Source organism: Mycobacterium xenopi, assembly GCF_009936235.1.
Lineage (GTDB): Bacteria > Actinomycetota > Actinomycetes > Mycobacteriales > Mycobacteriaceae > Mycobacterium > Mycobacterium xenopi.
In genome coordinates this window covers 1,851,813-1,874,372 of the sequence record NZ_AP022314.1, presented here as the reverse complement: position 1 = coordinate 1,874,372, position 22,560 = coordinate 1,851,813, and the positions used below count along the sequence as shown (strand labels likewise).

The 22,560-nt window shown below is 64.6% G+C and carries 17 protein-coding genes and 2 tRNA genes; 3 read left to right on the top strand and 16 right to left on the bottom strand.

Annotation, left to right across the window (positions count from 1 at the left end):
• Positions 1–209 precede the first annotated feature (209 nt).
• The 12 genes from MYXE_RS08770 to clpX all read right to left on the bottom strand — a co-directional run bounded on the left by MYXE_RS08770 (position 210) and on the right by clpX (position 16,713).
• Positions 210–617 carry a DUF4233 domain-containing protein gene (locus MYXE_RS08770; RefSeq protein WP_003921046.1) on the bottom strand — a complete coding sequence of 136 codons (408 nt, stop codon included), beginning with the start codon at positions 615–617 and terminating at the stop codon, positions 210–212.
• Positions 614–2,029: a bifunctional tetrahydrofolate synthase/dihydrofolate synthase gene (gene folC, locus MYXE_RS08765; RefSeq protein ID WP_003921045.1), complete on the bottom strand. Its 1,416-nt coding sequence runs from the start codon at positions 2,027–2,029 to the stop codon at positions 614–616. Before folC ends, MYXE_RS08770 begins: the two co-directional genes overlap by 4 nt.
• Positions 2,026–4,689: a valine--tRNA ligase gene (locus MYXE_RS08760; RefSeq protein WP_003921044.1), complete on the bottom strand. Its 2,664-nt coding sequence runs from the start codon at positions 4,687–4,689 to the stop codon at positions 2,026–2,028. The genes folC and MYXE_RS08760 overlap by 4 nt, the downstream gene beginning before the upstream one ends.
• Before the next feature lie 103 nt (positions 4,690–4,792).
• Complete coding sequence (locus MYXE_RS08755; RefSeq protein WP_003921043.1) at positions 4,793–5,395, bottom strand: LysM peptidoglycan-binding domain-containing protein; 603 nt, start codon at positions 5,393–5,395, stop codon at positions 4,793–4,795.
• 173 nt (positions 5,396–5,568) lie between these two features.
• Complete coding sequence (locus tag MYXE_RS08750; RefSeq protein ID WP_003921042.1) at positions 5,569–6,159, bottom strand: DUF937 domain-containing protein; 591 nt, start codon at positions 6,157–6,159, stop codon at positions 5,569–5,571.
• Between the two features lie 98 nt (positions 6,160–6,257).
• On the bottom strand, positions 6,258–7,511 hold the full coding sequence (locus MYXE_RS08745) for a saccharopine dehydrogenase family protein (protein ID WP_003921041.1): 1,254 nt from the start codon (positions 7,509–7,511) through the stop codon (positions 6,258–6,260).
• Positions 7,508–9,505 (bottom strand): S9 family peptidase, encoded by a 1,998-nt coding sequence (locus tag MYXE_RS08740; RefSeq protein WP_003921040.1) that lies wholly within the window; start codon positions 9,503–9,505, stop codon positions 7,508–7,510. The genes MYXE_RS08745 and MYXE_RS08740 overlap by 4 nt, the downstream gene beginning before the upstream one ends.
• A gap of 236 nt (positions 9,506–9,741) precedes the next feature.
• Positions 9,742–10,317, bottom strand: a complete 576-nt coding sequence (locus tag MYXE_RS08735) for a transglycosylase family protein (RefSeq protein WP_003921039.1) — start codon at positions 10,315–10,317, stop codon at positions 9,742–9,744.
• Between the two features lie 1,156 nt (positions 10,318–11,473).
• The gene (mobA, locus tag MYXE_RS08730) at positions 11,474–12,037 is read right to left on the bottom strand and encodes a molybdenum cofactor guanylyltransferase (RefSeq protein ID WP_232061822.1); all 564 of its coding nucleotides are present in this window, start codon (positions 12,035–12,037) and stop codon (positions 11,474–11,476) included.
• Positions 12,038–12,107: 70 nt separating this feature from the next.
• Positions 12,108–13,199: a 2-oxoacid:ferredoxin oxidoreductase subunit beta gene (locus MYXE_RS08725; RefSeq protein ID WP_003921037.1), complete on the bottom strand. Its 1,092-nt coding sequence runs from the start codon at positions 13,197–13,199 to the stop codon at positions 12,108–12,110.
• Positions 13,196–15,148 carry a 2-oxoacid:acceptor oxidoreductase subunit alpha gene (locus tag MYXE_RS08720; protein WP_003921036.1) on the bottom strand — a complete coding sequence of 651 codons (1,953 nt, stop codon included), beginning with the start codon at positions 15,146–15,148 and terminating at the stop codon, positions 13,196–13,198. The genes MYXE_RS08725 and MYXE_RS08720 overlap by 4 nt, the downstream gene beginning before the upstream one ends.
• Positions 15,149–15,429: 281 nt before the next feature.
• The gene (gene clpX, locus MYXE_RS08715) at positions 15,430–16,713 is read right to left on the bottom strand and encodes an ATP-dependent Clp protease ATP-binding subunit ClpX (RefSeq protein WP_003921035.1); all 1,284 of its coding nucleotides are present in this window, start codon (positions 16,711–16,713) and stop codon (positions 15,430–15,432) included.
• A gap of 261 nt (positions 16,714–16,974) precedes the next feature.
• Here clpX and mmuM point away from each other — a divergent pair, with 261 nt between their 5' ends.
• Positions 16,975–17,856, top strand: a complete 882-nt coding sequence (gene mmuM / locus MYXE_RS08710) for a homocysteine S-methyltransferase (protein ID WP_172468626.1) — start codon at positions 16,975–16,977, stop codon at positions 17,854–17,856.
• A 48-nt stretch (positions 17,857–17,904) separates the two neighbouring features.
• Here mmuM and clpP2 read toward each other — a convergent pair whose 3' ends face one another.
• From clpP2 to MYXE_RS08690, 4 genes are all read right to left on the bottom strand, one after another.
• A complete protein-coding gene (gene clpP2 / locus MYXE_RS08705; RefSeq protein ID WP_003921033.1) occupies positions 17,905–18,540 on the bottom strand; it encodes an ATP-dependent CLP protease proteolytic subunit ClpP2 in 636 nt (211 codons plus the stop codon).
• Entirely contained in the window at positions 18,537–19,121 is a 585-nt protein-coding gene (locus MYXE_RS08700) for an ATP-dependent Clp protease proteolytic subunit (protein WP_003921032.1), read from the bottom strand. Before MYXE_RS08700 ends, clpP2 begins: the two co-directional genes overlap by 4 nt.
• 129 nt (positions 19,122–19,250) lie before the next feature.
• Entirely contained in the window at positions 19,251–20,651 is a 1,401-nt protein-coding gene (gene tig, locus MYXE_RS08695) for a trigger factor (RefSeq protein WP_085193541.1), read from the bottom strand.
• Positions 20,652–20,695: 44 nt separating this feature from the next.
• Positions 20,696–20,772 (bottom strand) — tRNA-Pro (locus tag MYXE_RS08690).
• 125 nt (positions 20,773–20,897) lie between these two features.
• Here MYXE_RS08690 and MYXE_RS08685 point away from each other — a divergent pair.
• Positions 20,898–20,968 (top strand) — tRNA-Gly (locus MYXE_RS08685).
• Between the two features lie 51 nt (positions 20,969–21,019).
• Entirely contained in the window at positions 21,020–22,204 is a 1,185-nt protein-coding gene (locus tag MYXE_RS08680; protein ID WP_003921030.1) for a serine hydrolase domain-containing protein, read from the top strand.
• The last annotated feature ends 356 nt before the right edge of the window (positions 22,205–22,560 follow it).

Here is a 22,560-nt window from a genome sequence, read left to right as displayed (position 1 = left end):
TCGGCGGCAGGACCATGGCGCCGCTCCTCCTCATCGCTTCGCTCTGCATCGTCGTCGGCGGCAGGACCATGGCGCCGCTCCTCCTCATCGCTTCGCTCTGCATCGTCGTCGGCGGCAGGACCATGGCGCCGCTCCTCCTCATCGCTTCGCTCTGCATCGTCGTCGGCGCGTGTCACGGCGCACAGCGTACCGTCGGCCGCTCCGCCAGCTCAGTCCGGCGGGCGCTGCTGACCCGGCAACAGGCCCCGCCGCTGGCGCCACCGCACCTCCGCGCGTAAATAGGCGATCAGCATCCACACCAGGGCAAACAGCACGCCGACGAAACCCACGCCCGGATACAGCGCAAATCCGGCAATCGGCACGAGCTGCGCGGCCAGGTCGACCCATATCGCCCAGGACCGGCCCTGCAGCCCGACCAGCAGGACTAAGGCCGCCGCCAAACCGAGCAAATACCCAAGCGACACTGCGGTCAGTCCCCCGCCGACCGCGCCGACCACCGGCACCGCCAGCAATACCACCACGGCTTCCAAGATCAGCGTGCCGGCCATCACCCCACGAAAGGCCTTCCAGGGGTCGGGTGGCGGTGGTGGCGCCTCGCCATCGGGCTGCGCGGTCATTCCGGGTCGCGACCAAACAACGTGCGCGCGGCGCCGGCGGTGACCACCGAGCCGGTGATGACTATGCCGGTGCCGGACGCGTCCCCACCCGCGGCGTCGTCGACCAGCGCCGTCGCGGTGTCGACGGCGTCGCGCAGGCTGTCCGCGGTGACGACCCGGTCCGGGCCGAACCGCTGCTCGGCCGCCAAGGCCAGCGACTCGACGTCCAGCGCCCGCGGCGACCGGTTGTGGGTAACGACGACCCGGTCCAAGACGGGCTCGAGCGCAGCGAGGATGCCGCCGACGTCCTTGTCGGCCAGCACACTGACCACACCGACTAGAAATCGGAAGTCGAACTCATCGGCCAAGGCCTTCGCAAGCGCCGCCGCTCCCGCCGGGTTATGCGCGGCGTCGATGAACACCGTCGGCGTGCTGCGCATGCGCTCCAGCCGACCAGGGCTGGTCACGGCCGCGAATCCGGCGCGAACCGCGTCGACGTCGAGCTGGCGCTGTGCGCCCGCGCCGAAGAACGCCTCGACCGCCGCCAGCGCGACAGCCGCGTTGTGCGCCTGGTGTTCGCCGTGCAGCGGCAGATAGATATCGGAGTACGCCCCGCCTAGGCCCTGCAGATCCAGCAGCTGGCCGCCGACAGCCACGCGGCGGTCGCGCACCGCGAACTCGGAGTCCTCGCGCGCTACCTGCGCGTCGGCCCGCGCCGCTTGCGCCAACAGCACATCCATAACTTCGGGCACCTGGCGGGCAATGACGGCGACGGTGTCCACTGGGCCTTCGGCTTTGCGGATAATCCCTGCTTTCTCCGCGGCGATGCCGCCGATGTCGTCGCCGAGATAGTCGACATGGTCGATGCTGATCGGAGTGATGACGGCCACCGGCGCGTTGACCACGTTGGTGGCATCCCACCGCCCACCCAGACCGACCTCCACCACCGCGACGTCGACCGGCGCATCAGCGAACGCGGCGAACGCCATCGCGGTGAGCACTTCGAACTTGCTCATCGCCGGACCGCCGCTGGACTGCGACTGCTGGTCGATCATCTGCACGTAGGGCTCGATGTCGCGGTAGGTGGCGACGTAGTCAGCGGGGCTGATCGGTTTGCCGTCGATTGCGATGCGCTCCACCGCGGACTGAAGGTGCGGGCTGGTGGTGCGGCCGGTCCGCCGGTGGAGCGCTCGCAGCAGTGCGTCGACCATCCGCGCCACCGAGGTTTTGCCGTTGGTGCCGGCGATGTGGATCGACGGGTAGCCGCGTTGGGGTGAGCCGAGCAGATCCATCAGCGCGCTGATGCGAGTCAGGCTCGGCTCGATGCGAGTTTCCGGCCAGCGCTGATCGAGCAGGTGCTCGACCTGTAACAGCGCCGCGATCTCGTCGGGTGCGGGATCCGGCGAGCGCCGACCGAGCGGCTCGGACGTCATTGCAGTGCGGCCAGCCTGGCCGCGATCCGGTCGGCTTCGTCGCGGGCCAGTTGCTGGCGGGCCCGGATCTTTTCGACGACGGCCGGAGGTGCCTTGGCCAGGAAGTCGTGGTTTGCCAGTTTGGCGGTCGTCGACTCGAGTTCTTTTTGTGCTGCGGCCAAATCCTTTTCCAGGCGGCGGCGTTCAGCAGCAACGTCGACGACACCGGACGTGTCGAGTTCGACGACGACAGTGCCGCCGCTCAACCGCACCTCCAGCGACACCGACGCATTGAACTGGGGTCCAGGCGCCGTCAACCACGCCAGCGACATCACCGCAGGCACTTGGCCGGACAGATCGGCCTCGTCGATACCCGAGAGGCGGGCCGGCACTTTCTGCCGATCGCCCAGCCCCTGATCGCTGCGGAACCGGCGAACCTCGGTTACCAGCTTTTGCATATCGATGATCCGTTGCGCGGCAACATGATCCAAGTCAAACCCAGACGGCTTCGGCCAGTCGGCGATCACCAGCGACTCCTGACCGGTCAGGGTCCGCCACAGCGCCTCGGTGATGAACGGGATCACCGGGTGCAGCAGCCGCAGCAGGGTGTCGAGTACGGCGGCCAGCACAGCGGTGGTATGTGTGACGCCGTCGGCGAGTTGTGTCTTGGCAAGCTCGACGTACCAGTCGCAGAACTCGTCCCAGGTGAAGTGGTACAACGCCTCGCAGGCGCGGCTGAACTCGTAGCCGTCGAAGGCCGAATCCACCTCGGCGCGAACCTCTTCCAACCGTCCCAGAATCCAACGGTCGGCGTCGGTCATGTCGGCAAGGTCGGGCAACGGCGCTAGCCGGGCACCGTTGAGCAAAGCGAACCGGGTGGCGTTGAACAGCTTGGTGCCGAAGTTGCGCGACGCCCGCACATGGTCCGTGCTGATGGTCAAGTCACCGCCCGGGCTGGCGCCCCGGGCCAGCGCGAACCGCAACGCGTCGGCACCGAATTGGTCCAACCAGTCCAGCGGATCGATGATGTTGCCCTTGGACTTGCTCATCTTGCGGCCGAACTCATCGCGGATCAGCCCGTGCAAGAACACGTTGGTGAACGGCACCTGAGGTCCACGACGACCATCGAGCGTGATGGCGTCGTCGCCACCGACGAAGGTGCCGAACATCATCATGCGAGCCACCCAGAAGAACAAGATGTCGTAGCCGGTGACCAACACGCTTGTGGGATAGAACTTTTCCAATTCAGGCGTGCGCTCTGGCCAACCCATCGTCGAAAACGGCCACAACGCCGACGAGAACCAGGTATCCAGCACGTCGGGATCTTGTTTCCAGTCCTCGGGCGGAGTCTCGTCGGGCCCGACACACACCTTCTCCCCGTTGGGCCCATACCAGATCGGAATACGGTGGCCCCACCAGAGCTGACGTGAAATGCACCAGTCATGCATGTCGTCAACCCAGCCGAACCACCGGGGCTCCATGCTGGCAGGGTGAATCACCGTGTGTCCGTTGCGGACAGCGTCACCAGCGGCCTTAGCCAGAGATTCCACCCGCACCCACCACTGCAGCGAAAGCCGCGGCTCAATCGGCTCGCCGGTACGCTCAGAATGCCCGACGCTATGCAGGTATGGGCGCTTCTCTTCGACGATGCGCCCCTGCGCCGCGAGTGCCTCCCGCACAGCTACGCGGGCCTGGAAACGGTCCATGCCGTCGAATTGTGTTCCGGTACCGGCAATTCGGCCCTTGGTATCCATGATATTGGGCATCGGCAATTGATGCCGCAGGCCGATCTCGAAGTCGTTGGGGTCGTGCGCGGGGGTGACTTTGACGGCGCCCGTTCCGAATTCGGGGTCGACATGCTGGTCGGCGACGACGACGAGCATCCGGCTGACGAAAGGGTGCGGCAGGCTGGTGCCAACCAAATGGCGGTAGCGTTCGTCGTCAGGATGCACCGCAATCGCGGTGTCGCCGAGCATTGTCTCGACGCGGGTAGTGGCGACAACGATGTGCGGCTCCGAGTCGTCAAGCGAGCCATACCGGAACGACACCAGTTCGCCTTCGACGTCTTCGTAGTTGACCTCGAGGTCGGAAATGGCGGTTTCCAGCACCGGTGACCAGTTCACCAGCCGTTCGGCCTGGTAGATCAGGCCGGCGTCATAGAGGCGTTTGAACATCGTGCGCACTGCCCGGGACAAGCCCTCGTCGAGGGTAAACCGGTCGCGGCTCCAGTCCACCCCGTCGCCGAGGCGGCGCATCTGAGCCCCGATCGCGCCGCCGGATTCCCGCTTCCACTGCCACACCGTCTCAATGAACCGCTCGCGGCCCAGCTCTTCTTTGGTTTTGCCCTCCAGCGCAAGCTGGTTCTCCACCACGCTCTGGGTAGCAATACCGGCGTGGTCGGTGCCGGGCAACCACAGCACCTCATACCCCTGCATGCGCTTGCGCCGAGTCAGGGCATCCATCAACGTGTGCTCGAGCGCGTGACCCATGTGCAGGCTGCCGGTCACATTGGGCGGCGGCAACACGATCGAATACCCCGGCTTGGCGCTGGCCGGGTCGGCGGTGAAATATCCAGCATCCACCCAGCCCTGATAGATCGCGCTTTCGACCGCGCCCGGATCCCACGTTTTGGGCAAAGCTTCAGCCGCAGGGCTGACGGCGGGCTTCGGGTTGGGGGTCACCGCACAATTCTAGGAAGCGGCCCTACCCGAACGGCCAAGCAGTTCCGCTGTGGCGGCCCAGTCTTGTCGATCTGCGCCGCCACATCGCCAAAACGTGCAGTGATCAGGGGATCGTCAGCACCTGCCCGGGGTGAATCAGGTCAGGGTTCGAGATGCCGCTGGCGTCGGCGATGACCTGATATTTGCTGCCGTCGCCGTAGAAGCGCTCGGCGATGGCCCACAACGTGTCGCCGGATTCGACGGTGTACGTCCGTGCGGCGGGTTCCGGCGCCGGTGGCGGCTCTGCGGGGGCTGCTTCCGGTTCGGGGGCGGGTTCTTCAGCAGCGGGTGCGGCCGCGGCGGTCGGCTCTTCGGGGGCCGGTGGTGGCGGCGCATCGGTTTCGGTCTTGGTCGACCATGCTGCCCCGCCGTCGGCGTAGAGCACCAGGTTGCGGTCGTCCTGCAGGACGAGTCTGGGATTCTTCTTGCCCTTAGTGTTAGTGGCCCACACTGGTTTGTCCGCGGTGTAGAGGACGAAGTTGCCGTCTGGCTGTACTTCCGCGCGCACCACATCTTGGCCGTTGGTACCGGTGGCCCAAATAGCCTTGCCGCGCACCGCCAGTACCAAGTTGCCGTCGTCTTGCAACGTCAAGGTGTAGGCGCCGTTGTTTGAGGTGAGCGACTCTCCCCTTACCAGCTTCTGTCCTGCAGTCAGTGTGTCACCCATGTCAGTCCTTTCTCGTCGGCACCATCGAGCAATTAATCTGCCCTGCCGCCGTGCTCGACGCACGACGAGGGGGAGCTTACTGCTGTCGGACTTTTCTGGAGCCGGTTCAGCGCACTGGAACCAAAACGGCTGGGGAATTGCCGATTAAGAATCAATCCCGCAGGGCCAGTTCGTCATTTCTTATTCTTGCCACCTAGGAGTCCGCCAAGAATGTCGCCCGCTTTGCTCCCCAACGCATTGCCCAACATGGCGCCCAACGACTTGTTGCCACCGCCGCCGGATGCTCCGCCGAGGATGCTGCCGAGTACGTCGCCCAGGACACCTCCAGACGACTGCTGATGCGCGGGCTCTGAACCTTTCTTTTCGCCTAGTTGCTTGCCGACGTAGGCCAGCACGATCGGCGCCAAGATCGGCAAGAGCTTCTGGAACAACTCGTTATTGCCAGCGCCGGCACCCGAAAGCGCAGCGGCGACCTGGCTGGTGTCGTTGCCGCCGAAGATCTTCGCGATCGCCTTCTGACCGTCGGATTCGTCGACTTGGCCCACGCTGACACCCGTGTCCAGCAGCCCCCGAGCCGCATGTTGGCTGACCGCGGCCTCGATCTCTGAGGCTTGCTCGGGGTTTTGCGCGTTCTGGTGTAGCCCGCCAACAAGCACTGGCACCAGTGTTTGGATGGCGCTATTCACGTCCGCTTCGTCAGCGCCTAACTTGTTTGCGATTTCACGCGTGGGGATCTGAGCGAAGAGATCATCAAGACCGGCCATCTTTGTGTCACTTTCGTCGCTGTGGTTTTGTCGAAAACGGTTACGACACTAGACCAAGCCAGCCCGGCTGACAGCCGTTCCGGGGTTCCACGGCGCGATTACAGCCGTTTGGTCTGCAACGACACGCCGGCGGCCGGGAACCGGGCCAGCAGCGCGTCGCCCATTGCGGTCGCCGGGGTGAGCACACCACGCAGGTCGGAGAGCTTGTCACGGTCCAAGGCCAGTGCCAGGCCGCTCTCCCCCAGCAGCACGGAGGTCGCTTTGTAACCCGGATCGCCCTGCTGCGCGATGCTCGCCACATAACGGGCACCGGTGGTCGTGGTGGTGTAGGTCTCGGCCTGATAGTAGCCGCGCTCACGAGCAGCTTCGCTGGGGCCGGTACCGGGCTTGGGCGCCAGCCACTGCACCAGCCGGCGCGGCAGCAGCCGGAAATACCGGGCGCCCAACCCGAACATCGCGTTACCCGCCCCACTGACCATGACTGAGGCCACCGGAGCGACGAACGACGATCCCAGGCTCATGTGCTCGCTGTAACGGAACCGCCTGCCGTAGGCCCAATCCAGTAACGCGTTGCTGCGCCGCACGATTCGGGTGTTGTAGGGAGCCATCATGAACCCGGCCGTCCAAATTCCGGCCAGTTCCGGAGCAATGTCGCGACCACGACGCAACGGTAGATCCGGCTGCCGACCCAGCTCCGGTTCAGCGGCACGGTCGGTGCTCAGCGTGTACGGGTCGCTGAGCAGGCGCCGTGCCTCCGAGTCGGTGGATGCGGTGTGCAGCACTTCGATCATCGACGCGATAGTTCCACCGGATAGCCCCCCGGAGAACCCGCGCAACACAAAGTCGGTGTCTGCGAGTTCGCCGGCACCGTCTCGGCTGGCCGCCAGGTAGAGTGAATAGACACTCAAATCTGAAGGGATGGAATCGAATCCGCACGCATGCACAACGCGTGCACCGGTGTCGATGGCCTGCTTGTGGCACTGGTCAATGCTGTTGCGCACAAACATCGCCTCCCCGGTGAGGTCGGCGTAATCGGTCCCCGCCGCAGCACATGCGGCAACCAGCGGCAACCCGTAGCGGGTGTAGGGGCCGACGGTGGTGACGACCACCTGGGTGCGTTTCGCCATTGCGTCCAGCGTCGAGGGCGTAGAGGCATTGGCGTGGATCAGTGGCCAGGACTGCGCGGATTCGCCGAGGTTTTCGCGCACCGTGCGCAAGCGGTCGATCGAGCGGCCCGCCAATGCGATGCGGGCCTTCGCGCCGGCGCGGGCCAGATATTCCGCAGTCAGCCTTCCGACGAAGCCAGTCGCCCCGTACAAGACGATGTCGAATTCGCGTTGCGTATCAGTCACGGGGCTGACGCTACTCCGAGCAGTTCGGGCAATTCGCCGGATTTTCCGAGCACGTGTTCGGCGAGGAACGCAATAACGACCTGGTACCAGATTTTCGTGTGCTGTGGCGCCAGCACCCAGTGGTGTTCGGATGGGAAGTACAAAAACCGGTGGGGGCTGGTGCCGTCGGCGCCGGCGGGTAAGCCTGATCCAGCCAACAGGTCGTACCACAGTCGAAGGGCTTCACCGATCGGTACGCGATAGTCCTTGTCGCCGTGAATGACCAGCATCGGAGTGGTGATTCGGTCGACGAACCGGTGTGGGGAGTGGCTTGCCGTCATCTCCGGTGTCATTTCGCGACACCAGTAGTAGGCAAGGTCAGTGGTGGAACCGAATTGATCCAGGGCCCACAAGCTGGCATGTGTGACGATCGCGGCGAACCGATCGGTGTGGCCGGCTATCCAGTTGGCCATGTATCCGCCGAATGATCCGCCCATTGCCGCGATTCGGGTGGCGTCGATGCGCGGGTGTGCGCAGGCAGCGTCGGTGGCGGTCATCAGATCCGCGAATGGCGCTGCGCCCCAAGCTCCCCAGCCACGCTGGATGAAGTCTTGCCCGTAGCCGGTGGACAGCGCGGGGTCGGGCAACAGCACCGCGTACCCTTTGGCGGCCATCAGCCACGGATTCCACCGCCACGACCAGCTGTTCCAGCTGGCCACCGGACCCCCGTGAATCCAGAGCAGCAGCGGCGCGGGCGTGAGGTCTTCAGGAAGCACCAGCCACGAACGCACCGACTCTCCGTCCGGTGCATTCGCGGTGATGTCTTCCAAAGTCCCTGGCAGCGTCGGCAATTCAATGCAAGGCAATCCTGTGATGCTGCCGTCGGGGTCGATTCGCACCGGGTGTGGGGGCGCCGTAAGAGAACTGCGAAGTGCGTACAGCACGCCGCCGGGCGCGGGTGTGACGTCGGTGTAGGCAAAGTCGTCGGTTGTGAGTTGAGTGATGGCCGACGTGGATAAATCGATCACGAACACCGGCGTGCGGCCAGCCTGGTCGGCGGTGACGATCAGTGAGGTGCCGTCGCTCGACCAGGTCACCGACGCCGGCCAGCGGTCCCAATCTGGGGCGACGATTGCCGGTTCCTCGCCAAACCGCAAGCAATGCAGCGTCCTTCGCGGCGCGCGACCAGGGTTGGCGATTGTTTCCCGCGTGAACGCCACGGCCTTGCAGTCCGGGGAGATGGCCGGGCGCTCCAGATCCGCATCCGGGTCATCGACGATGACGATGCGGTGCCCGGATTCGATGTCAACCCGCAGCAACACCGAGCGCTGCATGGGCCCGGGTCCACTGACACGCCAGGTCGTAACGAGGAATCGGCCATCAGCACTGATGTCGAATCCGTCCTCGCGCAAGGCTGCACCCGGCCGCGGAGTCAGGTCACGCGGACCGCTCGCATCGAATAGGTGGACTTCGTCGGGCCCAAGATCCTTGTCCCAGTGGCGGACTGGATATTTCGTGTACAGGATCGCGGTTACTTTGCTGTCTTTGCGTAGATCGCGCAACCGTCGATCGTCCACGACAGTTTGCGCCGCCGGCAGCAACGGCGCGCCAACCACCGTCACTTCGGCGCTGCGAGCGCTTTGCACCACCGACACGCCGCCGGGCATGGCCAGCACCTCGACGGCTTCACCGCCGTCGGCTGGCAGCCGCCACAGCGACGCCGGCGGTTTTTCGTCGTCCGCCTTCTCAGCTTTGGCCCGCGCCGAGACGAACAGCAGATCGCCGTCCGCGGTGAACGCGGGCGACGACTCGCCGTTGGCGGAGCGAGTCAACCGCCGTGCGGGTGTTCGCCCGGCCGGGTCGAGTTCCCAGACCGCGCTGACATATTCGCTGCGGTTGTCGTTGAGTTCGGCCACCGTCGTGACCACCCGCGACCCGTCTGCTGCGACCGCCAGGGCGGATACCCGCGGCAGCGCCAGGTAGTCGTCGAGATCATCGAATGCCGTTGCGCTCATGCACCTTGCGTAGCACACGGCGACCGCAATCAGGTGGCCGCGATAGGTTGGGTATCCGTGGCCCAGCGCATCGTGGTGGTCGGCGCGGGCATCGCAGGCTTGGCAAGCGCGGTGGCCTCGGTGGCGGCGCGGTCGGCCCTTGTACTGCCTGCGACAACCTCCCGGCGGCCCGCATAGCCCCCTAGACAGACGGTGGTGCCGGACCCGCAGGTCCGGCACCACTCGCAGCAGTCAGGTCAGCCGCGCCGACCGCACACCGGCCAGGCGCCTAGGCCCTGCGTGCGCAGGACGTTCTCGGCCACCCGGATCTGCTCCTCGCGGCTGGCGTTGGCCGGGGAGCCCGAACCGCCGTTGGCCCGCCAGGTGCTCTGGGTGAATTGCAGGCCGCCGGCGAAACCGTTGCCGGTATTGATCGACCAGTTGCCACCGGACTCGCAAGCCGCGATCGCGTCCCAGTTGACGCTGTACGCACGCTTGGGGGCGGGAGCCGGCGCCTCAGGAGCCGGCGCGGGCGCCGCCTCGGCTTCCGGCGCGGGAGCAGGTTCCTCTGCAGCTGGGGCCGGCGCCTCAGGACCAGGCTCTGCCGCCTCGGGGGCCGGCGCCTCAGTTGCCTCCGGTGCGGGAGCTTCAGCTGCCTCGTGAGCGGCTGCAAGCTCCTCCGGAGCGGGAGCGTCGGGAGCGGTGCCGAGGGCTGCGTTCACGTCCCAGGCCTCACCTTCCGCGTAGGCGCTGGCGATGAACGGCGCCGTCGGCGACGCGACGAGCGCCCCTGCGATGCCGGCGATGACGAGCGTCTTGTGGACGGTCTTCAATATCGTTCCTTTCGCGGTGCGCGCGCGCCGAAGCAAGCCCACGGATGTGGGCCGGGTGCCTGGCTCAGGCGGCGTTGGTGCTTCGAGACGTGCCGTGTCGTTCCGGCACGACAGCGGGGGCATGACCTGCCCGACGGGTCTCTTTCCCGGCGGCTGGGAGGCGGTTGTCGCCGTCCGCAGCCCCACTCACACGCGGGGTCCGTGGATTCGATTTTCGTTTGCCCATCTCGGGCCGAGAAGGACCGTACGAGACTCGATTGATTTCGTCATCTCGGGCCCACGTCATATATCTGTTGAATAACGAGTTGGTTACGGCCGCTTGGGCCAATGGTCTATGCAGGTTAATACGGTCTTTGACCAAGGCGTCAGCGCTGTGGAATAACAAAGTTATCGTGATTCAAATCACATGGATATTGTGAGCTGCGCCACGGATTTTTGGAAGATTCCGCCACTGGCACACAGGGCAGATTCACCGACTGCCACGGGCAACGTCGACTCACGGATTTGCCGTTAGCTCGGTCGAGCAGAAATGCGTAATTCCTTGATCCGCTGCTCCGAGCGTCGACCGAGGGCACAACATAGGGTGTGCGCCAAGCGATTTCGATTACAGCGCCGAACTGCTCGAAAGAACGCTCCGTCGCCCGCTCGGCAACTCCTCGTGTCCAGTCGATGGAGGAATCTTGCCAATCATGTTTATCGCCAACATATTTCGTCGCTTGCCGACGCGTCGGAAACCACTCCGAGCCTAGCGCGGCCAGGCTCCCGCCCACGCGCCATCGGACGATGACCGAGCTGCTGTCAGCCCGGTGCAGAAATTTGCCAGAAAGGCTTTGCCCTAGGCATTTCTCGGTAATGCACAAAGGCGGAGGTACACCCGCAGCGTATCGCTCACCACTACGAATAAGCCGTCGCCGCAATGCAATCCAGGCTGGCGTCTAGTTCGGACTACGCATCGAATTACTCAGCAAATTGGCGTTCGATCGGATTCTATTGCTCGACAAATATAGAATCATCAACTGCGATTAATCGATAGCCCAAGTAAATCGGACGTCATTACTACCAGAAATGGCAGAACTCAATGATTTGCTAGGAAACAATATCGCGCATGCGTCGAATCGTCGGTCTGGTTCAGCTTGGCCGACGGTGGCACAGACCGTCAGTGCATGAGCTGCAGAAGAGTGTGCAGATCCTCGGCCGAATTCACGTTGGCCAAGGGGCGAGAGTCTGACACCACGACCCGTTGGGCATCCACGCCGTCGACCAGGGCTCGCATCGCGCGCTCGCCGGCGGCGACTAGCGCGTCGATTCGTTTGGCCAGGTCGGTCCGATAAATGGCGGCCAGGTAGTGGTCGCGGCCGTCCCACGGCAAAACCACGTCGGCGTCGACCTGGGCGGCCCGGTGGGCCAACTCGTCGATCAACTCAATTGTCAGGAGCGGCATGTCGACCGCGCAGACGAAGGCGCGAGTAGCGCCCGCCTCCGCGGCGGCCCGCAGTCCGCGGCCGGTCGCAAGTAGTGGACCAAGCCCGCGCACCTCGTCGCGCACGACCTGAGCCTGCAGCGCAGGCAAGCGCTGACCCGGCGCGGCGACGACGAAAACCGGCTTGCACCGCTGGCCGACAATGCCGACGACATGCTCGACCATCGTGGTGGCCCCGGAACGCTCGTTCGGTGCCGTAATCGACGCGGGCAACGGACAAGTCGCTTTGTCTCGGCCCATTCGGCGCGATGCACCGCCAGCCAATACCACCCCCGCCAATGCGATCGGCTGGGTCGAGGACTGCGGCACGTCAGGCGACGGTCCAGGTGTCACGCCCGCGCAGCAGCGACTGCAGCGCGGCGCGGTCACTGGGGGCCGACTTTTTCGCGGTGCTGACCTGGGTACGGGCCGCGTCGTCGTAGGTCGGCCGAGTGATCTGGCGGAAGATCCCCATTACGGCGTGTTCGAGGTTCTGATCGGACAGCCGCGAGAGGGCGAACGCATACGCGGGATCCTCGGCGTGCGCGTCGTGCACGACGATGCTTTCGGCGGAGACGTCGGCGGTTTTGGCCACGTCGAGCCCGAAGCCGGAGCGCACCACGCAGTATTCGCCGTTGGCGCCGAATGTGATCGGCTCGCCGTGGCGGACGGTGATCACCCGCTCGTCGGCGCCTTCCTTGCGCAGCGCGTCAAACGAGCCGTCGTTGAAGATCGGGCAGTCCTGCAGGATCTCGACCAGCGCTGCGCCGCGGTGCTGGGCGGCGGCGCGCAGCACTTCCGACAACCCGTTGCGGTCTGAATCCAGCGCGCGCGCAACGAAAGTCGCCTCAGCACCCAGCGCCAGCGATACCGGGTTGAACGGCTGGTCCAGCGATCCCATCGGGGTCGACTTGGTGACCTTGCCGACTTCGGATGTCGGAGAGTACTGACCTTTGGTCAGGCCGTAGATGCGGTTGTTGAACAGCAGGATCGTCAGGTTGACGTTGCGGCGCAGCGCGTGGATCAGGTGATTGCCGCCGATCGAGAGCCCATCACCGTCACCGGTGACCACCCAGACCGATAGATCGGGTCGGGCCAGCGCCAAACCGGTCGCGATGGCCGGGGCACGGCCGTGGATCGAATGCAGGCCGTAGGTCTCCAGATAGTAGGGGAATCGGCTGGAGCACCCGATGCCGCTGACAAAGACGATATTTTCGCGGCGCAGCCCGAGTTCGGGCAGGAAGTTGCGGATGGTGTTGAGGATGACGTAGTCGCCGCAGCCCGGGCACCAACGGACTTCCTGGTCACTGGTGAAGTCTTTGGCTTTCTGTGGCTCGTCGGTGGTGGGCACACCGGAGTTCTTGGTCAACACCGGCGTCACCGGAAGATCCGCGCCCGTCAGATCGCCAATCAGGTCTGTCATGCGTCAACTCCTGCCCCAACCGTAGCCACCGCCAACCTGGCCACTGTGGTTTTGTCCTGTTCGATTTCGGCCAGAGTCCCGCCCAGCGCGGCGCGGATAACGCGCCCAATCTCGTCGGCCAAAAACGCGATGCCCTGAACCTTGGTCACCGACTGGATGTCGACCAGATACCTCGCACGCAGCAGCATCGCCAGCTGGCCGAGGTTCATCTCGGGCGCGACGACCTGCGGATAATGGCGCAAAACGTCGCCGAGGTTGGCCGGGAATGGGTTGAGGTGACGCAAGTGGGCATGCGCGACCTTGATGCCCTTGCGGCGCGCCCGTCGACACGCTTCGCCGATCGGACCGTAGGTGCTTCCCCACCCGATCAGCAGCAGTTCGGCGTCTCCGCTGGGGTCGTCGACCTCCAGATCGGGCACCTGGATACCGTCGATCTTGGCCTGCCGCAACCGCACCATCAGGTCATGGTTGGCCGGTTCGTACGAGATATCGCCGGAGCCGTTTGCGCACTCCAGCCCGCCGATGCGGTGTTCTAGTCCAGGAGTACCGGGAATCGCGAACTGGCGGGCGAGCGTCTCCGGGTCGCGAGCATACGGCTGGAATGGTTCACCGGCCTTGGCGTAGGTGTGCTCGATGGGTGGAAGCGTGCTGATGTCCGGGATGAGCCACGGTTCGGAGCCGTTGGCAATTGCGCCGTCCGACAACAGGATTACCGGAGTGTGATACGACACCGCGATCCGCACCGCCTCCAGGGCGGTCTCGAAGCAGTCCGACGGCGACCGCGGCGCCAGCACCGCGACCGGCGATTCGCCGTTGCGCCCGTACATCGCCTGCAGCAGGTCGGCCTGTTCGGTCTTGGTCGGCATGCCGGTCGACGGGCCAGCGCGCTGCACGTCGATGACGAGCAGCGGCAGCTCGGTCATCACACCGAGGCCGATCGCTTCGGCTTTGAGCGAAAGGCCCGGTCCCGACGTGCTGGTGACGCCGAGCGCGCCGCCGTAGGCCGCGCCCAACGCGGCGCAGATTCCGCCGATCTCGTCCTCGGCCTGGAATGTGATGACGTCGAAGTTCTTGTGCTTCGACAGCTCGTGCAGGATGTCGGAGGCCGGGGTGATCGGGTAGCTGCCCAGCACCACTGGGATGCCTGCCAGCTGGCCGGCGGTGACGATGCCGTAGGCAAGCGCGGTGTTGCCCGAAATCTGCCGGTATTCCCCCGCGGGCAGCTTCGCCGGTGAGACGTCGTAGGTGGTGCCGAATGCTTCGGTGGTTTCGCCGTAGTTCCACCCGGCCTTGAGCGCGAGCACGTTGGCTTCGGCGATGTCGGGCTTGCGAGCGAACTTCTCTCTGATGAATCGTTCGCTGGTCTCGATCGGCCGGCCGTACATCCAGGACAGCAGGCCCAGCGCGAACATGTTTTTGGCGCGCTGGCCATCCTTCTTCGACGCGCCGATCGCCTCGACGGCTCCCAGGGTCAGCGTGGTCATCGGGACGGCGTGCACGACGTAATCGGATAGCTCGCCGTTGTCCAGCGGGTTGGTTTCGTAGCCCACTTTGGCCAAGTTGCGTTTGGTGAACTCGTCGGAGTTCACGATCACCATTCCGCCGCGTGGGAGGTCGGCGATGTTGGCTTTCAGCGCAGCCGGGTTCATGGCCACCAGCACGTCGGGCCGGTCGCCGGCGGTCAGGATGTCATAGTCGGCGATTTGGATCTGGAAGGACGAGACCCCGGGCAGCGTGCCCGCGGGTGCGCGGATTTCGGCCGGATAGTTCGGTTGAGTGGCGAGATCGTTGCCGAAAAGCGCCGCCTCGGAAGTGAATCGGTCCCCGGTGAGCTGCATCCCGTCACCGGAGTCCCCGGCGAATCGGATGACGACGTTTTCCAGCTGCTGCCGCGTCGCCGTACCAGCGCTATGAGATTCTGAACCGGCTCCGTCGCCGTTCGGACCCACGTCCCCGCCTTCCGTTACTTCTCTCCGTACGGCCACTCTGCGTTACGACTCCAGTATCTGCCGTCGCAGCGGACCCGCCCAAGTTTTATGTCACCGGCAGTACCGATTATGGCACTGCTCTTAAGCATTCGTTGACGCCGACGCGTGGAAACACGCTATCGGTATGCAATCAAACACCAAGGTCACGCCCGCGGATACCACGCCGGCAAGGCAAAACTGTGGTGTTCGTCACTTTTGCTGGGGCGCCAACTCTAAGAAGGTGGACCCGGCCGGTCGGCTCGCTAGGCGCTCTTGTCGCGGCGTTCGGTGCGCGACGGCTTACGCGGAACAATCGTCGGAAGCACGTTGTCTTGCACAGTCTCCTTGGTGACCACCACCTTGGCCACGTCGTCACGGCTCGGGATGTCGTACATCACCGGCAGCAGAACTTCCTCCATGATCGCGCGCAGACCGCGAGCGCCGGTGCCGCGGTGGATCGCCTGTTCGGCGATCGCCTCCAACGCGTCTTGCGTGAACTCCAGCTCCACACCGTCCATCTCGAAGAGCCGGGTGTACTGCTTGACGAGGGCGTTTTTGGGCTCGGACAAGATCTTGACCAATGAATCCATGTCGAGGTTGGTCACCGAGGCAATCACCGGCAGCCGACCGATGAATTCCGGGATCAGCCCGTACTTGATCAAGTCTTCCGGCATCACCTCGGCGAAGTGGTCGGTGGTGTCGATCTCGGCTTTGGAGCGCACCTCGGCTCCGAAGCCCAATCCACGTTTGCCGACCCGGTCGGCGACGATCTTCTCCAACCCGGCGAAGGCGCCCGCCACAATGAACAGCACGTTGGTGGTGTCGATCTGGATGAATTCCTGGTGCGGGTGCTTGCGGCCGCCCTGTGGGGGCACCGAAGCCTGGGTGCCCTCCAGGATCTTCAGCAGCGCCTGCTGCACACCTTCACCGGACACGTCGCGGGTGATCGAGGGGTTTTCGCTCTTGCGAGCGATCTTGTCGACCTCGTCGATGTAGATGATGCCGGTCTCGGCGCGCTTGACGTCGTAGTCGGCGGCTTGGATGAGCTTGAGCAGAATGTTTTCCACGTCCTCACCGACGTAACCGGCTTCGGTGAGCGCGGTGGCGTCGGCGATGGCGAACGGCACGTTCAGCATTTTGGCCAGGGTCTGGGCCAGATACGTCTTGCCGCACCCGGTGGGGCCCAGCATCAAGATGTTGGACTTGGTCAATTCGACCGGCTCACCTGAGCGTGAATCGCGGCCCTTCTCGCCGGCCTGGATGCGCTTGTAGTGGTTGTAGACCGCGACGGCCAGGGTCCGTTTGGCGTTGTCCTGGCCGATCACGTAGCTTTCGAGAAATTCCCGGATCTCGGCGGGCTTGGGGAGTTCGTCGAGTTTGACGTCGTCGGCGTCGGCGAGTTCTTCTTCGATGATCTCGTTGCACAGGTCGATACACTCATCGCAGATGTAGACCCCCGGGCCCGCAATGAGCTTCTTGACTTGTTTTTGGCTCTTGCCGCAGAAGGAGCACTTCAGCAAGTCACCGCCGTCTCCGATGCGCGCCATGGTGCTGAGGGCCTACTTCCTTTTCGCCGTAGATCGCAGTGTGCCGCGTGTATCCCGACGCTACCCGCTTGCTTGGGCCGGACGCGACCGATAGCGGCGAATAGCGTCGGTGGTATTCGTGCCTGTCTGCTGCGAACATATCCCCTTGACGGTCCCGTAGCAGCCCGGAACGCGCCGCTGTGTCTCTGGCGTGTCGCGGCTGTTACTCGACCGAGAGCCGGTGAGCTTGCCGATCCTACAGTTAAGTTCGTGGGATTCGCCGTGGCTGACGATACCGTCTTGATCGGTGATGGCGGGCTGGCCACCGAACTCGAGGCGCGCGGCCATGACCTATCAGACCCGTTGTGGTCGGCCAGGCTGCTGATCGACGCACCCGAAGAAATCACCGCGGTGCATGCCGCCTACTTTCGCGCCGGCGCCATGATCGCGACCACGGCGAGCTACCAAGCATCGTTTGACGGCTTCGCCGCCCGCGGGATCGGACGCGACGACGCTGTCCGGCTGCTACGGCGCAGCGTCGAACTCGCTGCTATTGCGCGCGATCGCGTGGGCGCCAATTGTCGCTGGGTGGCCGCCTCGGTCGGCCCGTACGGCGCGGCCCTCGCCGACGGGTCGGAGTATCGCGGACGCTACGGCCTTAGTGTCGCCGCGCTGGAGGCCTGGCATCGACCTCGGCTGGAGGTGCTGGCCGAGGCCGGCGCGGACGTGCTGGCGTTGGAGACTGTGCCCGACATCGACGAGGCTGAGGCGCTGGTGAACGTGGTGCGGCGGCTCGCGGTGCCAGCCTGGCTCAGCTACACCATCGACGGAACCCGTACCAGGGCGGAACAACCACTCGCCGAGGCGTTCGCGGTGGCCGCCGAGGTACCGGAGATCGTCGCGGTCGGCGTCAACTGCTGTGCACCCGACGATGTGCTGCCCGCGGTCGCGGCGGCGCGCCAGACCGGCAAACCCGTGATTGTGTACCCCAACAGCGGGGAACGCTGGGACAGTGCACGGCGAGCCTGGGTCGGCCAGTCGCGGTTCTCGCCTGAGCTGGCGCCAAAGTGGGTGTCGGCGGGAGCACGCATCGTCGGCGGCTGCTGTCGGGTACGTCCGGCCGACATCGCTGCCGTCGCCCGAGCAGTCGCACAAGCGCGCTGAACAGCGCGTTCTCGGGGGTGTTTGCGTCTGGTCGCGCAGGACAGGGGCCTAAGCCGTGGCAGCAGAAAGCTTCCGGTACTCCAGCACGGTGTCGATGATCCCGTAATCCTTGGCCTCTTCAGCGGTCAGGATCTTGTCGCGGTCGGTGTCTTTGCGGATCTGCGCGGCATCTTTGCCGGTATGCCGGGCCAGGGTGGTTTCCATCAGCGTGCGCATCCGCTCGATCTCGGCGGCCTGGATTTCCAGGTCGGAGAACTGCCCCTGGATCACGCCCGCCAGCGAGGGCTGGTGGATCAGCACCCGCGCGTTGGGCAAGGCCATTCGCTTGCCCGGCGTTCCGGCAGCCAGCAACACCGCCGCGGCCGAGGCAGCCTGCCCGAGGCAGACAGTCTGGATGTCGGCGCGCACATACTGCATCGTGTCGTAGATCGCCATCAGCGAGGTAAACCCGCCGCCGGGCGAATTGATGTACATGGTGATGTCGCGGTCGGGATCCTGGGACTCCAACACCAACAGCTGCGCCATGATGTCGTTGGCCGATGCGTCGTCGACTTGGACGCCGAGAAAGATGATGCGTTCCTCGAACAGCTTGTTGTACGGATTGGATTCTTTGACGCCCCAACTCGAATGCTCAATGAAGGACGGCAGGATGTAGCGGGCCTGCGGCTGGATATCGGGATTCATGATGGTGCTCCGTTGACTGGGGCGTTGGTGATGATGTGGTCGACAAAGCCGTACTCCAACGCTTCCTGTGCGGTGAACCAGCGGTCGCGGTCCGAGTCCGCCATGATGCGTTCCACGGGCTGGCCGGTGAACTCCGCGTTGAGCCGGAACATCTCTTTCTTGATCAACGCGAATTGCTCGGCCTGGATGGCGATGTCGGCGGCGCTACCGGTCACGCCGCCCATCGGCTGATGCATCAGGATCCGGGCATGCGGCAACGCGTAGCGCTTGCCCTTGGTGCCCGCGGCGAGCAGGAACTGCCCCATCGAGGCGGCCAGGCCCATCGCGTAGGTGGCGATATCGCAGGGTGCCAGGACCATGGTGTCGTAGATGGCCATGCCGGCGCTGATCGATCCGCCCGGCGAGTTGATGTACAGCGCGATGTCTTTGGCGGGATCTTCGGCGGCCAGCAATAGAATCTGCGCGCACAGCCGGTTGGCGATGTCGTCGTTTACCTCAGAGCCCAGGAAAATGATGCGCTCCGCAAGCAAACGCTCGTAGACCGAGTCGGTGAGGTTGAGACCCTGCGTGTTGGTACGCATGCCTGTCACGACGGGATACCTGCTTTCTCGAGTTGCGTCTGCACCGACATTAACCAACCGGAGACGTCATGCACTCCCCGAAGTGCCCGCGTTCGCTCACAGCGTGGCGTCATGTCGCCGGATGGCTTCCTAGGCCCCGCCGGCGGCCTCATCGGCCACGGGCGCTTGAACCTCATCGACCCCCTCAGCCTCATCGGCCTCGTCAGCCCTGCGTTTCCCGAAGAACTCACTGGTGTCGATGACGTTTCCGTCCGTGTCTTTAACCGTTGCTGCCTCCACCACAGCGGCCACTGTCAGACCCCGCCGCACGTCGGCGAACATGGCCGACAACTGGTTGTTCTGCTGCAGAAACGACAACAGCTGCTGTGGCTCGACACCGTATTGCCGCGACATCAACACCAGCCGTTCGGTCAGGTCGTCCTGACTGACCTGGATGCCCAGCTCATCTGCCAGGGCGTCCAGCAGCAGCTGGGTCTTGACCGTCTTCTCAGCGGCGGCGCGGGCATTTGCGTCGAACTCCTCGCGCGACGACCCCTGCTTGGCCAACGCCTCGGCGAATCTGGCCTCGTCGTGGTCGAGGCCATGCAGGGCGTTGTGCACCGTTTCGTCGACGTGGGCCTGCACAATCGCCTCCGGCAGCGGGATGTCCACCTGCTCCAGCAGGCTATCCAGCGTGGCATTGCGGATCTTCTCGGCCTGCTGGATCTGCTTGACCCGGCGGACTTGCTCGACCAGATTGGCGCGCAGCTCGTCGATGGTGTCGAATTCGCTTGCCAGCTGCGCGAATTCGTCATCGAGTTCCGGCAGCTCGCGTTCCTTGACCGAGCCGACGGTGACGGTGACCTGAGCCTCCTGCCCCGCATGCGGCCCATTGGCCAACGTGGTGGTGAACACACGCGATTCGCCGGCCGACAAGCCGACGATCGCCTCGTCGAGACCGTCGACCAGCTGACCGGAACCGACTTCGTGCGTCAGACCTTCGGTGGCCGCGTCCGCGACTTCCTCGCCGTCAACGCTGGCGGACAGGTCAATGGAAACAATGTCGCCTTCAGCCGCGGGCCGCTCGACCGGTGTCAGTGTGCCGAACCGCGCTCGCAGCGCCTGCAGCTCCTTCTCGACGTCTTCGTCGGTGACTTCGACCGGGTCCACGGTGACGGTCAGCGCCTTGAGGTCAGGAAGCGTGATCGCGGGTCGCACGTCGACTTCAGCGGTAAAAACCAGGTCCTTGCCGTATTCCTTCTTGGTCACCTCGATCTCGGGCTGGCCCAGCGGACGCACATCGGATTCGGTCACCGCCTGCCCGTAGCGGCTGGGCAGCGCGTCGCTGATGACCTGGTCAAGCATCGCCTCGCGGCCGATGCGCGCCTCAAGCAACTTGGCCGGTGCCTTGCCCGGACGAAAACCAGGGAGCCGCACCTGTTTTGCCAGCTCCTTGTATGCCCGTTCGAAATCTGGTTCGAGTTCTGTGAAAGGCACCTCCACATTGATGCGAACCCGAGTGGGGCTCAACTGCTCGACGGTGCTTTTCACGGGTGTGCTCCTTGGTGTCGATTCGTGGTGGGTGCGAGCTGCGCTGGTCGGGGTGGCGGGATTTGAACCCACGGCCTTCCGCTCCCAAAGCGGATGCGCTACCAAGCTGCGCTACACCCCGCGCTGACCTCGCGATCCTACGGCCCGGGTCCACCGTCGCGGCAGTCGCCTCACGCCGAAGTCACGGAACGGCCTCATTTGGAATTGATGTCTGCCCCGACGTACAGTCGCGCTCGAGAATTTTCTGCGGGCGTAGCTCAATGGTAGAGCCCTAGTCTTCCAAACTAGCGACGCGGGTTCGATTCCCGTCGCCCGCTCGGACTCGAGTCTGCATAGCCGATGAAGCTAGGAGGACGTCGATCAAGCAGATGGGCGACGTCGACATTCGGGGAACGTGCGCACCGGCCTTCGAGCGGGTGCGCGATGCGTTCGAGCAGAATTTTGCGTTGCGACGTGAAGTCGGCGCCGCGGTCGCGGTCTGGGTGGACGGCGATCTGGTCGTCAATCTGTGGGGCGGCTCGGCTGACGCCGCCGGCACCCGGCCGTGGCGCGAGGACACGCTGGCCACGGTGTTGTCCGGGACCAAAGGCCTGACGAGCACCTGTGTGCATCGGCTGGCCGAGCGCGGTGAGATCGACCTGCACGCGCCTGTCTCCCGCTATTGGCCGGAATTCGGCCGGGCAGGCAAGAAAGACATCACGGTGGCGATGGTGATGAACCACCGCTCGGGGGTGATCGGTCCGCGCAAGCCGGTGCCCTGGCAGCAGATGGCTGACTGGGATCTGGTGTGCGACCGGCTGGCCGCCGCCGAGCCGTGGTGGAAACCCAACACCGCGCAGGGCTACCACATGTTCACCTTCGGCTTCATCCTCGGCGAGGTGTTTCGCCGGGTCACCGGCACCACCATCGGCCAGTACCTGCGCAGTGAGATCGCCGAACCGCTGGGTATCGACGTCCACATCGGCTTGCCCGCCACCGAACATCACCGCTGCGCGGATTTGGTGGACAAGCCACACATCCGCGAGATGTTGGCCTCAGCGCAGGCGCCCGCCTGCCCGGTGACGCTCGCCGAGCACCCCAAGGCTGGGCTGGCCGTCGGGATGGGGTTCGTGCCCGACGACGAGCTGGGCTCGAATGACCTCACGCTCTGGCGACAGCTAGAGTTTCCGGCCAACAACGCCCAGGTGTCGGCGTTGGGCATGGCGACGTTCTACAACGCGCTGGCCCAAGAGAAGCTGCTCACCCGCCGCCACATGGAACTGGTGCGGGTATGTCAGGGCGGCTTCGAGACCGACCTGGTGCTAGGTCCCCGAGTCGCCGACCACGGGTGGGGTCTTGGCTACATGCTCAACCAGCGCTGCCTCAATGGACCCAACCCGGGGATTTTCGGGCACGGCGGCCTAGGCGGGTCGTTCGCGTTCGTCGACCTTGAGCACCGGATCGGCTACGCCTATGTGATGAATCGCTACGACGCCACCAAGGCCAACGCCGACCCCCGCAGTGTGGCGTTGAGTGACGAGGTCTATGCGGCGGTGGGCGTCAAGCGGGGTTAAGAGTTGCTAGCGCCCGGGGCCAGGTCCGTGGTCGTCAGGTCTGCCCGGGCCAGGGTGCCAGTCGGCAGGTCCACGAGCATCGGGTCCCCGATCGTCTACCGGCCCGCCCCAGTAGTCGCGGGCGTGGTCGGGCCCGTCGATGTCGCGATGGTGATCGTCGTGGCAGTCATCCCAGTCCCAGTTAGGACCCCAACCTGGATCCCAGAATTGGCCCGGGCACCAGTGATAATCCGGCAAGGGTCCAGGCCGGGCCTGAGCAACAGATGCTGCGCCCAATCCAGCCAGTCCTAAGCCAGCGGTGACTATGACTGTCGTTGCGGTAAAACGCATGTATTTCTTCACATTTCATTCATACC

Coding starts and splice junctions, on each gene's coding strand:
- MYXE_RS08770 (WP_003921046.1), bottom strand. CDS start 617: ATGACCGCGCAGCCCGATGGCGAGGCGCCACCACCGCCACCCGACCCC.
- folC (WP_003921045.1), bottom strand. CDS start 2,029: ATGACGTCCGAGCCGCTCGGTCGGCGCTCGCCGGATCCCGCACCCGAC.
- MYXE_RS08755 (WP_003921043.1), bottom strand. CDS start 5,395: ATGGGTGACACACTGACTGCAGGACAGAAGCTGGTAAGGGGAGAGTCG.
- MYXE_RS08750 (WP_003921042.1), bottom strand. CDS start 6,159: ATGGCCGGTCTTGATGATCTCTTCGCTCAGATCCCCACGCGTGAAATC.
- MYXE_RS08740 (WP_003921040.1), bottom strand. CDS start 9,505: ATGAGCGCAACGGCATTCGATGATCTCGACGACTACCTGGCGCTGCCG.
- mobA (WP_232061822.1), bottom strand. CDS start 12,037: ATGGGCCGAGACAAAGCGACTTGTCCGTTGCCCGCGTCGATTACGGCA.
- MYXE_RS08725 (WP_003921037.1), bottom strand. CDS start 13,199: ATGACAGACCTGATTGGCGATCTGACGGGCGCGGATCTTCCGGTGACG.
- clpX (WP_003921035.1), bottom strand. CDS start 16,713: ATGGCGCGCATCGGAGACGGCGGTGACTTGCTGAAGTGCTCCTTCTGC.
- clpP2 (WP_003921033.1), bottom strand. CDS start 18,540: ATGAATCCCGATATCCAGCCGCAGGCCCGCTACATCCTGCCGTCCTTC.
- MYXE_RS08700 (WP_003921032.1), bottom strand. CDS start 19,121: ATGCGTACCAACACGCAGGGTCTCAACCTCACCGACTCGGTCTACGAG.
- MYXE_RS08680 (WP_003921030.1), top strand. CDS start 21,020: ATGGGCGACGTCGACATTCGGGGAACGTGCGCACCGGCCTTCGAGCGG.